Raw genomic sequence first — 14,023 nt, forward strand, 5'->3', positions numbered from 1 at the left:
CGCGTTTCCGCTATGATGCCTAGAAAACGAAGCTTTAATAATTGAGACAAAAACACCTGTCTATGAACAGCCAACTCGGCAGTTCATAAGCAGGTGTTTTTAATTTAATCACCACTCAAATATGCAACCGCCGCCGTCCCAGCAGCCTTCGCCGCAATGATCAGCGCGGCTTCATTCATCATAAAGTCAGGACTATGATGCGGGTGGTTAGCGCCGTCCGCAGTTTGACAACCGACGTAGAAGAAACAGCTAGGTGTGTCTTGCGCAAAGTAGGCGAAATCCTCAGAAGGGTCTTGTGGACCGCAGTCAAACACAGTGGTGATCTCCGGAATCTTGGCAGCCTTAATGCTGTCGGTCACCTGAGTCGTCAGAGCGGGATCATTGACCAGTACCGGATAGTTGTCGTCGTAGTCAATATCCGCGCTCACCCCGAACATCGTTTCAACGCCGTGCGCAATTTGTTCGATCTGGTTGCGCACGGTTGTCCGCGTCGACTCCTTCATTACCCGAACGTCGCCCTTGAGCGTGACGCTTTCCTTGATGGCGTTGTACGAGCCGGCACCGTCAAAGGAACCAATCGTCACACTAGCGGTATCAAAGGGATCAATACGCCGGGAAACGACCGTCTGCACCGCCGTTACAAAATAGCTGCCAGCAACAATGGCGTCGTTTGACAGGTGCGGCATTGACGCGTGGCCACCCTTGCCCGTAAAGGTGATGGTGAAGTTTGCCCGGCCAGTCTGGGTCTCATTCAGGTGGTAGCCTATGGAACCGGTAGGCATTGAGCTCATGACGTGCAGGCCGATCACGTTAGCCACGCCGTTGAGGACGCCGGCTGCCAGCATGCCCTTAGCACCACCTGGGGAGACTTCCTCAGCGTTTTGGTGAACGATGCGGATACTGCCGTGCAGCTGATCCTTTAGTTCAATCAACGCCTTAGCAAGCACCATCAGATAAGCGGTGTGGCCATCGTGGCCACAGGCATGCATGACGCCCGGGTTAACTGATTTAAAGGGCAGGTCGTTGTCCTCTTGAACTGCCAGAGCGTCAAAGTCGGCGCGTAAGGCGAGATTAGGCCCCGTCTTGCCGCTGTCGATGTCCACGGCGAACCCGTAACCTTCGCCATAGTCGGTAATTTTACAATCGAGATCCTTGTAGAAGGCTTTAATATATTCTGCGGTTTCCTTTTCATGAAACGACAATTCAGGGTGTTGGTGAAGATGTCGGCGGATGTCGATCATCGTCTGTTTGTTTGCGTCTAATTTATCCATGAGGTCAGTTTGTACTGTCATGTGATCAGTCCTTTCATTTTTGTTTGGCGGCCCAGCGCTTAATGACCGGCCGGAGTTTGCTGAAAAACGCTTCAGCAATCAAGAAGCCCACCGCCAGTGACATGGCGATGGTGAGCGTCTTCAGCAGATTTTGCAACGCGGTGTTGTCCTGACCCAACGTGAAGCCCTTCATGCTGAGAAAAATAATGGCTCCGGGCACGAGTGAGACAAGGCAGGGGATGTACAGCACGTTAACGGGTGCGCGCACAACGATTGCTGCGACGTTGCCAGTACGCAAATGGTGATCGCAGCCAGCAGGTTTGGCAAAATAACGTTACTGGTCGCATCCTGTACCAGCAGGTAAACGACCCAGGCGAGTGCACCTGTCAAGCCGGCAGGGAGCAGTGTTCGGCGCGGTACGTTTGTGATGACGCCGAAGCCAACGGTGGAGAGAAAGCTGAAAATAAACCCAACTAGAATTTCCATGCTACAGCCTTCCCGTTAAAAATGACCCAGTAAACTCCCGATGATCACGCCAGCACCAATTGCACAGGCGGTCATCGTGGCGTCCACCGCACGCACCATACCGGAGATGGTGTGGCGACCAATAATTTCTCGCAGCGAGTTGGTGATGGCAACGCCTGGCACTAACGGCATAAGTGCACTCACGATGATGCTTTGCGCACTGGTGGCAATGCCGATTCCCTGCAGACTAGCGGCTAACAGGCCAATGACGAGGCCGCCGATACCCATACTAAAGTAGGGCGTGACAACGACGCGACCGGCCCACTGAGCCGTGAGGTAGCCGATGATACCGACAAAGAACGCCAGTGTCAGGTCCTGCCATGTGGCCTGGAACAGCAGCATCGGTGCCACAGAGACCAGACCGGCACCGAGGATCTTCTCCGGCCAGTTAAAGTCGATAACCGCGTGGTCGATTCGCTCGATGCCTGTTTTAAGCTGTTCAAACGTGATCTGATTAGCGGTGAACTGACGAGAAAGGGTGTTGATCTCATCCACTTTTTGCAAATTAAAGTCGCCGGTGCGCACCTTGACGAGGTGGGTGGTCGGATTATGATTAGAATCAACAAAAATAGCGGTCATTTCGGCGTGGCAGCTGATGTCGATTCCCGCTGCTCGGCCAATGTACTCGACGGTGGATTCGACCCGTGCAGTTTCAGCCCCGCTTTCGAGCAGAATTTTGCCAGCGTGGCCGCAAAGCTCAATGATGTTCCGTTCTGTATCAGAATCCACAGGCGCGCCTTCTTTCGTTTTATAAGATTGGTATTAAAATTAGTATAAGCTTGAATACTTGAGGGCGTCAACTACCTGAAAGTCACAAAAATAAGCATTCCCAGTGATACAGGAGTGCTCATTTTTGGTTATTTGTAATTGCGTTAGTCTGGATCGGCTAATGATTTACCGCTAGTAATGTGTTTGAACCCGCTAAAAGCAGCGTCGATGGTCTGGAACTCGTCATCGCTTAAGGCAACAGCCATGGCCTTAGCGTTAGCAGCCACTTGTTCCGGCTTCTTAGCACCAGGAATCACCACGCTGATCAGTGGGTTCTTGATGTACCAAGCCAGAATCGTTTGGGCAACTGTGGCATCGTGGGCTTCAGCGATTGGGCGAACCTTATCGACAGCGGCCAAAATGTCGCTGTAACGTGGTTCCTGGAAGTCGTCCATTTGGCTGCGAATGTCATCTTGCGGGAAGTGAACATCCTTAGTGTACTTACCCGTCAACAGGCCGGAAGCCAGCGGGAAGTAAGGCACGAAACTGATGTTGTTTTCCTTAAAATAAGGTAACATGTCGGCACCATGATCCTGGTGGAGGAGGCTGAATTCGTCCTCAACAACATCAAGGTAGCCGTCCGCGTTGGCGTCTTTGATCTGGTCAAGACTAAAGTTGGAGACACCGATGGCACGAATCTTGCCCGCTTCACGAAGCCGTTGCAGTGCACCGACCGCCTCAGCCTTTGGCGTGTCGTGGTCTGGAAAGTGAATATAGTAAATATCAATGTAATCGGTGCCCAGCCGCTTCAAGCTGGCATCGACTTGTTCCGTCAGAAACTTCGGGTCGTTTTTGATGACTTGTTCGCCGGTGGAAAAGTCGTGCGCACCCTTGGTTGCAATGACCAACTTTGAGCGGTTAAAGTCCTTGATTGCCTTCCCGACCAATTCTTCGGAGTGGCCAAGGCCGTATACGTAAGCGGTATCCAACAGCGTGATGCCGCTTTCGATACCCGTTTTAACAATGTCTAACCCCGTTTCATCCTTCAGGTTAGGGAAGAGGTTATACCCGCCGACTGCGTTAGTACCAAGCCCTAAAGCAGTTGCGGTGACGTCAGACTTACCAATTTTAACTTGTTGTGACATACGAATTCCTCCTTAAATTGCTGTAAGCGTTTTACAGTTTCAATTATACAAAAAATTAGCTGGTGATGATATGGTTCTGGCTGGTTTCTTTGGTTCTATAGTTCTATAGTCTTCGAGGAGTATTGTGGTTGAAGTTCGTTGCATTTCGAAATTTGGGACTCCGCCGTGGTGGCTCGCGATGAAGCTAATTCAGCTGTCGCTATGCGCTATCTGAATGGATCTTCATCGTCTCGCATGTTAGTTGGTGACTGGTCTTACTGTTACATTGTGGAAACGTGTTCCGCAAGCCAGAACGCTACTGTGTAAGGGACTATTGACTCAAATCCAAGCCCGGGATTTCAGCCAATAGTCCCTTACACTCCGCATTCTAACCGGCTTGCTACACACTCTGGCATCTTCGACACCACCGCTCCGTCCCAAAACTACATTCCACTTATGTTGTGCAGTCTAGTAACGATTGTTAAGCAGCGAAATACAGTTAAAGACAGTTTGTATAGAAATCCGCCCTCGACTGCTGCTAGTTTAATGATAGCAATGCTTCCCACAACCATTAATGGATTGACTATACGCAACAGTAGATTGCGTCATTTTATATAAAAGCATGAGTTATTGACTAATCACCCTTGGGTTAGTGTTACTTGACGGATTAAGCGTATTTTCAGAAGCAGTCATTGTATTTACCTTTTTGGGGACGCCGAGAGATTCGCTGAATATTGGCGTTTTTGCAGTCGAGGGCGGACTTCATTTCGAACTAGCTTTAACTGATATTCAATACTTAACTATTAAAAAAGGGTGCACTAAGTCAGTGGCGTGTAGTGATTTGGCACGGAGTTGTGGTGTCGATGTCACTTGATGGCCGTCCTTTGGGCATCTAGTGACATGCGAGACGATGAAGATCCATTCGAGTGGCGCAAGGCGACAATCGAATTAGCTTCATCGCGAGCCACCACAGCGGAGTGCCAAATCACGAAACAGAACGGCATTAGAACGCTAATGTAACCATCGCTTACAAGAAACAAAATATTATTGAAAAAAATCAGAAAAATGTTAGCACTCTACTTGCAAGAGTGCTAAAAATGTGGTACTATAATGATGTTGACGGGAATGGATAATAAATAACGGATGAACGTCCAGAATTATCCAGTATTAGTAGTAATCACTTACTCTGGTAACTCGCTTAACTGATAGACCAACTCAATAATATCAGGAAAGCACCGTTGACTAAAACGGTGCTTTTTCGTTGGAATTGGCACTAAAAATACCGATGGGGGTGCGTTTTTATGGCAAATATGTTTAATGATCCATTCTTTGGAAACAACATGGATGATTTATTTAATCAGGTCTCTCGTAATATGGGGAACGGTGAGACCGCCCGTTACATGGTTAACGGTCACGAGTTGACCCCGGACGAATTCGCACAGTACCGGACGACTGGCAAGTTACCAGACCGGGAACACGAAATTCCAGTAAATGATGAAGGTAGTGAACACGCCGTTAAAAAGGGCGGCATTTTGGAAAAGCTTGGTCGTAATCTGACTCAGGAAGCCCGCGATGGCTTGTTGGATCCAGTGATCGGCCGTGATAAAGAAATTCAAGAAACGGCTGAAATTTTAAGCCGTCGTATTAAGAACAACCCGATCCTCGTTGGGGATGCTGGCGTTGGGAAGACGGCGGTTGTTGAAGGCTTAGCTCAGGCAATCGCTGACGATCAGGTACCAGAATCAGTGAAGGGCAAGGAGATCTACTCGATCGATCTATCCTCACTGGAAGCTGGCACACAATATCGTGGGTCGTTTGAGGAAAATATCAAGAACTTAGTCAAGGAAGTGAAGGCTGCCGGCAACGTCATCCTGTTCTTTGATGAAATTCACCAGATTTTAGGCATTGGCGCAACTGGTGGTGAAGAGAGCGGCGGCAAAGGATTGGCTGATATTATCAAGCCAGCACTTTCCCGTGGTGATATCACCGTCATTGGGGCCACTACCCAGGATGAATACCGGAACACGATTTTAAAAGACACTGCGTTGGCACGTCGATTCAACGATGTTGTGATCAACGAACCAACGGCGGATGACACGTTCAAGATCCTGCAAGGCATCAAGGGATTGTACGAGAAGCACCACCACGTTTCCTTACCGGATGACGTGTTGAAGGCCGCTGTCGACTATTCGATTCAGTACATGCCGCAACGGACTTTGCCGGACAAGGCCATTGACCTGATCGACATGACCGCAGCCCACTTGGCAGCCGGCAACGCCGAACCTGACAGCGATGACTTGAAGACGCAACTGAAAAAGGCTGAGGCTGACAAGGAAACTGCCGCTAAGGATGAGGATTACGAGAAGGCTGCTGATGCTAAGAAGCGGGTCGACAAGTTGACTGAACAACTTAAGAACGCTGATGCGGAAACGACTGAAGCCGTTGTCGCAACACCAAACGACATCGCGCAATCCGTTGAACGTTTGACGGGGATTCCGGTTGCCAAAATGGGCAGCAACGATGTTGAACGGTTAAAGGGTATCGCTGACCGGCTCAAGGGCAAGGTTATCGGACAAGACGAAGCCGTGGACATGGTCTCACGGGCCATTCGTCGGAACCGGGCTGGGTTTGATGAAGGCAACCGGCCAATCGGCAGTTTCCTGTTTGTCGGCCCAACTGGGTCGGTAAGACTGAACTTGCAAAGCAACTGGCCGTTGACCTGTTTGGCAATAAGGACGCGATCATTCGTCTTGACATGAGTGAATACAGCGACCGGACAGCCGTTTCCAAGTTGATTGGGACTTCTGCCGGTTACGTGGGCTACGAAGACAACGGCAACACGTTGACTGAACAAGTTCGTCGGAACCCTTACTCGATTGTTCTGCTGGATGAAATTGAAAAGGCGGATCCACAAGTCTTAACGTTATTGCTGCAAGTCATGGACGACGGTCGTTTAACCGATGGCCAAGGCAACGTCGTGAACTTCAAGAACACGATCATCATTGCCACCTCTAACGCCGGCTTTGGCAACGAAGCCCTGACCGGTGACAAGGATGACGACCAAACCTTAGCTGAGAAATTGGCGCCTTACTTCAGACCTGAATTCCTCAACCGGTTCAACGGTATCGTGGAATTCAGCCACCTGACCAAGGACGACCTCAGCCAGATCGTTGACCTGATGTTGAGTGACGTGAACGCAACCCTTGCTAAGAAGGACATTACGCTCACCGTTACTGACGACGCTAAAGACTGGTTGATGGAACAGGGCTACGATGAAGCCATGGGCGCACGTCCACTTCGTCGGGTCATCGAACAAGAAATTCGAGACAAGGTCACTGATTTCTACCTGGATCACATGGATGCAAAACAACTCAAGGCTGATTTGGTTGATGACAGCATCACCATTTCTAGCTTGGATGGGGTTACTGCCTAATTGATGGGTAGTGACAAAGCCCCCGCAATCTGTAAACGGATTGCGGGGGCTTTTTTTGCATGGTTGTGTGATTACCACTAGATGATTTTAAGTGTGTTAACTGAAACGGCGCGTGTTTTGTGTTGGTGGTCGTTGAATACTAGTGCTTATCCGTGGTCCTTTCCAATGCTAGGTGATAGTCCGTTGCATTCCGCAATTTGGCACTCCGTGTAGTGGCTCGCGACTGAGCTAACTCGATTTCTGCTGCGCAGCTCTCGAGTGGATCTCAGTCGTCTCGCATATCAGTAACCGACCAAAGTACGGTCGCTAACTGATGTCGACACCACAGCTCCGTGCCAAATTGCTCCATTCCACTTATGTTGAGCCCGTTTTTTTCACGAGTTAAGCATCACAATTGCGTTAAAACTAGTTCGCAGAGAATCCGCCCTCGACTGCTTATAAGGCTATTGATAGCAATGCTTCTCATGACGTATTAGTCACTAGTAACGATTAATATAGAGGTTTTGTGATGCCACTTTTGAAGACTTATTAACTTTGACGACTACTCCAGAATTTTAGCGTAGTGGAACCGTTCGGCATTGCAGGCTGTGGCGTCGGTGGTCGTAACCGGCTGTCCTTTAGCCGGTTACGACCACGGGAAACGTAGGAGATCCTTGAATTTCTGCCAAGACATTCACTAGCTCCCCGAAGCGACCCCACCTCAGCCTGCAGGGCCGAACGGTGGAACGAAGCGACATTAAAGCGCTACTTTGAATCACTTAACAATGGAAAGACCCTTAATCGTCTATAATAAGCATCACAGCTAATAGCATCATCGCTGTTGAGGCTGATTCTCTGCAAAACGGCCCTCGAGTCGAAACGCGTTTCAGGAGGCAGAGGGCGGAGCGTAAGCCGACTCTGACACAAATTCCAAGACCAGGAATTTCTGCCAGAGTCAGCTTACGCTCCGCCCTCTAAACGCCTCTTTCCACGCTCTAAGCCACTTACTTGCTAACCCCCGCTCAAATCGGTATGCTTTAGACACGATTAAAAGCGCTTACACAAAAGAAGGAGGCACTATTATGAAGGTTGTTGTCATTGGCGGTGTTGCGGGCGGACCGTCGTTTGCGACGCGGTTACGCCGGTTGAATGAAGACATGGACATTGTGATGTTTGAACGTGGCGACCATATTTCCTACGCCAGTTGTGCGTTACCGTACTACTTAGGTGGCGTGTTGCCGAGTCGAGATGTGCTGATCGAGCGGACACCGGAGATTTTAAGACAGAAAAATAACATTGATGTGCGGATTCACGAAGAAGTGACTGCCATTGATCCGGATGCGCAGACGCTGACGGTGTCGAAGCTGGAAACGGGTGAGGCCTACACTGAAACCTACGATCGACTGGTGTTATCAACTGGCGCTAGACCAGTATTGCCGCCGATCAAGGGCTTGGCTGAGGCTAAGAACGTCTTTACGCTGCGGAACGTGACGGATGCTGATCATATCAAGGCGTTCATCGATGCCAACCAGCCCAAGAAGGCTACGATTGTGGGCGCCGGGGCTGCCGGCATTGAAATTGCCGAAAGCTTTCAGCGGCTCGGGATGCAGATCACGTTGGTCGACCAGGCTGATCGCGTGATGACCCCGTACGATACTGAAATTACGGACATTGTGGCCCAACACCTGCGCGACCACGACGTTAATTTGCGGCTGAATGAGACCGTGGCCAACGTGGCGGACGGCGGGCAGACGGTCGTTTTAGCTGATGGGTCTGAGATCGACACTGATATTTTGATGCTGGTGACTGGTGTGACGCCAAATAACGAAGTTGCGCAAGCGGCCGGCGTTGCGCTGGCGGATGATGGTCACATTATTGTGAACGACCAGATGAAGACGAACGTGCCAAACATTTACGCGATTGGTGACGTGGTGGAAACGACCAGCCTCATTACTGGGTTGCCGATTCAAAGCGTGCTATCGAGTGCTGCTAACCGGCAGGGGCACCTCCTCGCCGATATTATCAACGGCGCGGACATGACGTATCCCGGGTTCATTGGCGTGAGCGTCGCGAAGCTGTTTGACCTGACTGCCAGCAGCGTCGGGTATACCGAAATGGGCTTGCAGGCCGCTGGTATCACTGACTATGAGACGGTCTTTGTCACGCCGTTTGACCACGCGTCCTTCTACCCGGATGCTCACCGGTTGAATATTAAGCTGCTCTTTATCCCGTCGACGGGTCAGATTCTGGGTGGCGAATTCCTCGGTGAGCGGGGCGTTGATAAACGATCTGGCGAGTTGTCGGCCGCTATTGCGGGTGGCTTGGGAATCAATGATCTGCCAAACTTGGAGTTACCATACTCGCCGCCATATTCATCTACCCGAGATCCGCTAAATGTGGCCGGGTACGTGGCAATCAATCAGCGAAACCAAGCGTTGAACACCATTAAAATCGCGGAATTGAGCGATGATGATAAGGCTGGTGCCCAGTTCTTGGATATTCGCGAGGCCGGTAAACCAGCGAGCGGATCCATCAAGGCTGACTTCGAGATTCCGCTGAGTGTGCTGCGGGACGAACTGAATCAGTTGGATGCTGAAAAGCCAGTTTATATTCTGGCACGTAAGGGATTAGGGCCTTACAATGCATCGCGGATCCTTGCTGGAAAAGGATTTAACGTTAAGATTGTTGCAGAATAACCAAAAATGCTTCAGACCTCTATTGGCCTGAAGCATTTTTAATTAGAGATTGTTCAAGAAGTTTTGAAAGCCTTGCATTAGATGGGCAATCGCACCTGGATGCGCTTCTAATAGACTGAACAGGAAGGCAATCAGGAACAGAATGACGATCATGATGGCATGCCACTTGCGTTGGCGATTGACCACTGCGATGTACTCGCGCATCACAGCGTTTGGTAGGAAGAACCGGGCTGTCCGCGACCCGACACCACTCGCTTTTAATCCAACGGCCTTAGCAAACATTGCAGCCCGGAAGGTGTGGTAATTGTTGGTGACAAAAATCGTTTTTGGCTTTTCGATTTTAAGGCTGTCGATAATTTTTTTTGAGAACCGCATGTTTTGCAGCGTTGTTTTAGATTCGAATTCGGCAATGGCATCGTTGGGGTCGATGCCGTGGGCGACGGCATACTTGCGCATGGCCTCACCCTCGGGCACCGTTTCGTCGCCGCCCTGACCACCAGAAAGAATCATTTTGGCACGCTTGTGTTTCTTCTGGTTCTGTTTTTGATAAAAGCAATGCCCCGGTCGATCCGCTGCCCTAACAGCGGGGTGACCTGGTCGCCATTCATTAAACCAGCACCCAAAACGATAATGAAATCCTTGTTGAGTCGGGGCCAGTAAAGCTGATACAGCACCAGCATCGTTAAATAGTTGTAGAACCAAAAGACAGCGTACGCAATGCAGAGCGCTGGAAACGAGATCAGCAGGTTTGACCAAAAGTAGGCAGATGGTCGGAAATGAGACGTTCCACAAACGGCATGAGCAAAATGATAATGCCAAGATATAGCGTCAGCATGTTTGCGGGGGAGTGATTCTCTCGCCGCCAAACGATCGCGGCGTTCCATAGCAGCAAGAACGCTTGGAGCGCAAACGCCACGCCGATACAAAACAGGAAAAAGATGAACAGTAATCCAATCGGATAAATCAGTTTATCATTATTCGTTGCGAGAATCGTGAGGCCCAGATCGACCCAAAACGAATAGAAGAAAATATTAAACCAAATGCCGTTGCGTAACTTTGTCCGGTCACGCAAATAACTGAATAGAAAAATCACGAGCCAGATGAGACAAAAGACCCAGCCCACCTTGAGAGTGGTGATGTAGTTTGAAGCCATTTACGAAATACCCCCTAGAATTACTCTTCTTGATTATAGCCTACTCTTAATGTTCCGGGTAGTTTTCGTTACGGCAGGATGAGAATCGGGTGAAATTCAGAAATCACGGGGGTAAATAGCGTATAATAATGGCTGTTACCATTATCAAAAAATCGAGGATAATCATGGAAAATCGAGATTTTTACGACGACATTGTGGATAAGCGCACCATTTCTGATTCGCGGCGATTACGCCAAGGCTTTTCCATTCGCTTTCGCACCGCAATGGATTTTGTGGTAGATAAATTACAGTTTTTGAGTCATGAATTTGAACTAGAAAACAACTATGCGTTAATTGATAGTATCCAACACCGTATTAAATCGCCGGATAGTATTCTGGAAAAAGTTGACCGAAAACACCTGCCGAAAACGCGGCAAACCCTTTTTACTGGGTTGCACGATATTGCGGGTGTCCGGGTAATTACCCGATTTATCAGCGATGTGTACACCTTGGAGGATATGTTGCTCCACCAGCCGGATGTCCGGGTCGTGCAACGCAAGGATTACATCGAGCACCCTAAGGACAACGGCTATCGCAGTTTGCACATTATCGTTTCCGTGCCGATCTACTTTAGCTCTGGCACCGAAAACATTGATGTTGAAATCCAGATCCGCACGATTGCCATGAACTTCTGGGCATCGGTAGAACATGAGTTGAACTATAAAAAGGATATTCCAAATAAAGATGCCATCCGCGCTGATTTAGCACATACGGCGCAGAGTATTACCAAGCTTGATACGAAGATGGATTCGTTGCGCGCCGATATTTGGCATCAGGCGGAAGATGTGCCGGATGCTGAAGGTAGTGATGAAGGCGATTGAGCTTTTTTGTGGATGTGAAAGGCGCTCCTCTTTGGTGAGGAGCGCCTTTTTGACGTCGTTTTTTTTGGCGACGCGCTTTCATGCCTCATTGCTGAAACGTGTTCCAAACAGAGGGCCACTGCGTAAGCCAACTCTGACCAAAAAGTCAGACCCAGTATTTTGATCTTTTCAGTTGACTGGTTAAGGCTACGGCTTTCTTGGCAGCCGTGCCGAAACGTGCTCCAGAAGGCAAGGGGCGGCCATGTAACGGCTCTGGCAAAAAATCCAGGATCGGGATTTTCTGCCAGAGCCCGTTACATTCTGCCCCTTAACCGCCTTCCTCCACACTCTAGTCTTCCAAATCAATCCGCTTACTAATCGGGTAAATAATAAACCCACCCGCGACCATCGACAGCAACTCGCCGATACCAATTGTTAACCAGCTCATCCAGAATGGAATGTGTGAGACCCAGTAGAGTTCGCCCGCGATGGTGAACATTGAGATGGCCACGATAATGGCTGTGATGACATACTTCACGCGCATGTCCTTGATTTTAGCTGTCACAAATCGGACTAGAATCAAGACTAACAACGTTGAGAGACTACCAATCGGCACATCAAACGCCCATGTTGGTGACGCAAAATTAGCTAAAAAGACACCCAGCGTGACGCCCCAGACATAGCGCTTGTTATACAGGGCCAAATAGTTAAACATTTCTGCAAATCGAAGCTGAACAGCTCCGAAACTAATTGGCGCAAGAACCAGCGTAATGGCAACGTATAAGGCTGCCACGACCGCTGTTTTCGCAACGCTTTGGGTCGACAAAATAGGTGTGTTGGTGGAATTTTTCATATTAATCTCCTTTGTAGCCGCAAGGGGCTAGTCATAACTACGACCAAAGGAAAGATGAAGTGTCGTAGTGGCGTCGGTCAGATTTGACGCCGTTTAAATGAAAGTTGTCCGGGTTCTAGTGTGCAACAAAATTTGGGTGTTGGCAAGTTGGATTTTTTGCGGAGGTGGTGAGATGTGTGGTGCTTGTATTGCTGCGTTAGCCGACTTGGGTTAGCATTCTTGCTTTAGTTTCTTCAAGGTTGGCTTGGCGACGTGGGTTTTGGCTTCTTAGCCCAAACGTGTTTCAGAAGGCAGAACTCCTGTGCAAGGCACTTTGAGAGAAATGCTAAGGGTGCTTTGGTGAAAAGTGTGGAATTTGCGATGAGCGGCCATGTAACGGACTCTGGCAAAAATCCAGGATCGGGATTTTTGCCAAAGTCCGTTACATTCTGCCCCTTAACCGCCTTCTTCCACACTCTACTTTGCAATCCACCCACCATCAATCGGAATCGTCACCCCATGAATATAGTCGGCTTTCGAACTCGCAACAAACAGTGTCAGATCAGCGACTTCCTCCGCTGTTGCCCAGCGTTTTGCTGGTGTTTCTGACGCCACCCATTTTGCCATGTGGCCGTCGCCCGCAAAGTCGGCGGCGTTCATTGGCGTATTGATTGCGCCTGGGGCTAAGCAGTTGGCGCGGATGCCCTGGCCCGCATAGTCGATATCCAGTTGCTTGGTCATACCGATGATGGCGTGCTTGGCCGCTGTGTAGGCGATGCCGCCGCCACCCGCAACTAGGCCGGCAATCGAGGCCATGTTGACGAACACACCGTGGTGTTGCGCCAGCATTTTCGGCAACGCGGCCTTGACCATCAGAAACTGACTGTTGAGGTCCACGTTTAAGATGTGCTGCCAGTCCGCAAAACTCGTGTCCATCGCTGGTTTGTAAGCATCCAGAACACCCGCGGTATTGCAAACGATATCCAGATGGTCGCTAATTTTGGTGACGAGCGCTAAGGTTTTGCTGCTTGTTTCAGGTTGGCTAACATCACCAACCAACGTGTGCAGTAACCCAGAATTGCATTTCGCCTCAAGCTTCTTTAAGCCGTCCTTGTTGGTATCCACAGCGATAACGGTTGCGCCGGCAGTAATGAATTTTTCCGCCTGGCTGCACCAATACCAGAAGCCGCGCCGGTGACGATAACCGTTTGATTCTTGAAATCCTCGGTCATTAGTCAGTCACAAGTTCCCAGTCTTCGGCTAAAATGTCACAGTCGGTTGGTGACCACATGCTGAAGGCTTCATCCTCGGTCTTGATCAAGAAATAGGGGTTTAACTGGTCGCCTTCAAAGGTGCTCATTGGTTGGAGCTGGACGTACAGTTCAGTACCTTCCCAGCCAGTTCGAACGACCCGGTCGCCCTTTTTGAGATACGGTAAAATTGCTTCGAAAGTCATGTTTGGT

General features: G+C 49.6%; 9 protein-coding genes and 3 pseudogenes. 3 read left to right on the top strand and 9 right to left on the bottom strand.

Annotated elements, in window-relative coordinates; genetic code table 11:
• Positions 1 to 104 precede the first annotated feature (104 nt).
• The 4 genes and pseudogenes from JCM11969_RS08990 to JCM11969_RS09005 all read right to left on the bottom strand — a co-directional run bounded on the left by JCM11969_RS08990 (position 105) and on the right by JCM11969_RS09005 (position 3,649).
• Positions 105 to 1,292: an amidohydrolase gene (locus JCM11969_RS08990; RefSeq protein ID WP_054710643.1), complete on the bottom strand. Its 1,188-nt coding sequence runs from the start codon at positions 1,290 to 1,292 to the stop codon at positions 105 to 107.
• A gap of 13 nt (positions 1,293 to 1,305) precedes the next feature.
• Positions 1,306 to 1,757, bottom strand: a pseudogene (locus JCM11969_RS08995) (threonine/serine exporter family protein).
• Positions 1,758 to 1,772: 15 nt separating this feature from the next.
• On the bottom strand, positions 1,773 to 2,525 hold the full coding sequence (locus JCM11969_RS09000; RefSeq protein ID WP_054710645.1) for a threonine/serine exporter family protein: 753 nt from the start codon (positions 2,523 to 2,525) through the stop codon (positions 1,773 to 1,775).
• Positions 2,526 to 2,668: 143 nt separating this feature from the next.
• Positions 2,669 to 3,649 (bottom strand): aldo/keto reductase, encoded by a 981-nt coding sequence (locus JCM11969_RS09005; RefSeq protein WP_054710647.1) that lies wholly within the window; start codon positions 3,647 to 3,649, stop codon positions 2,669 to 2,671.
• Between the two features lie 1,280 nt (positions 3,650 to 4,929).
• Between JCM11969_RS09005 and JCM11969_RS09010 the strand changes: the two are divergent.
• Positions 4,930 to 7,061: pseudogene (locus JCM11969_RS09010) on the top strand (ATP-dependent Clp protease ATP-binding subunit).
• Positions 7,062 to 8,122: 1,061 nt separating this feature from the next.
• A complete protein-coding gene (locus tag JCM11969_RS09015; RefSeq protein WP_054710649.1) occupies positions 8,123 to 9,736 on the top strand; it encodes an FAD-dependent oxidoreductase in 1,614 nt (537 codons plus the stop codon).
• A 42-nt stretch (positions 9,737 to 9,778) separates the two neighbouring features.
• On the opposite strand, the gene JCM11969_RS18965 is transcribed toward JCM11969_RS09015, so the two are convergent.
• Entirely contained in the window at positions 9,779 to 10,246 is a 468-nt protein-coding gene (locus JCM11969_RS18965; RefSeq protein WP_263850043.1) for a YdcF family protein, read from the bottom strand.
• A 229-nt stretch (positions 10,247 to 10,475) separates the two neighbouring features.
• Complete coding sequence (locus JCM11969_RS18970) at positions 10,476 to 10,889, bottom strand: hypothetical protein (RefSeq protein WP_225353209.1); 414 nt, start codon at positions 10,887 to 10,889, stop codon at positions 10,476 to 10,478.
• Positions 10,890 to 11,053: 164 nt separating this feature from the next.
• On the opposite strand from JCM11969_RS18970, the gene JCM11969_RS09025 reads away from it, so the two are divergent.
• Positions 11,054 to 11,749, top strand: coding sequence for a GTP pyrophosphokinase (locus JCM11969_RS09025; protein WP_082409246.1), 696 nt, complete (start codon positions 11,054 to 11,056; stop codon positions 11,747 to 11,749).
• Positions 11,750 to 12,077: 328 nt separating this feature from the next.
• Here JCM11969_RS09025 and JCM11969_RS09030 read toward each other — a convergent pair whose 3' ends face one another.
• The 3 genes and pseudogenes from JCM11969_RS09030 to JCM11969_RS09045 all read right to left on the bottom strand — a co-directional run bounded on the left by JCM11969_RS09030 (position 12,078) and on the right by JCM11969_RS09045 (position 14,016).
• Complete coding sequence (locus JCM11969_RS09030; protein WP_156319320.1) at positions 12,078 to 12,581, bottom strand: QueT transporter family protein; 504 nt, start codon at positions 12,579 to 12,581, stop codon at positions 12,078 to 12,080.
• A 456-nt stretch (positions 12,582 to 13,037) separates the two neighbouring features.
• Positions 13,038 to 13,792, bottom strand: a pseudogene (locus JCM11969_RS09040) (3-oxoacyl-ACP reductase).
• Positions 13,792 to 14,016, bottom strand: coding sequence for a DUF2829 domain-containing protein (locus JCM11969_RS09045; protein ID WP_054710656.1), 225 nt, complete (start codon positions 14,014 to 14,016; stop codon positions 13,792 to 13,794). The pseudogene JCM11969_RS09040 and the gene JCM11969_RS09045 overlap by 1 nt, the downstream one beginning before the upstream one ends.
• Positions 14,017 to 14,023 lie beyond the last annotated feature (7 nt).

Origin of the sequence: Secundilactobacillus paracollinoides DSM 15502 = JCM 11969, from assembly GCF_001311135.1 — a bacterium.
Classification (GTDB): domain Bacteria; phylum Bacillota; class Bacilli; order Lactobacillales; family Lactobacillaceae; genus Secundilactobacillus; species Secundilactobacillus paracollinoides.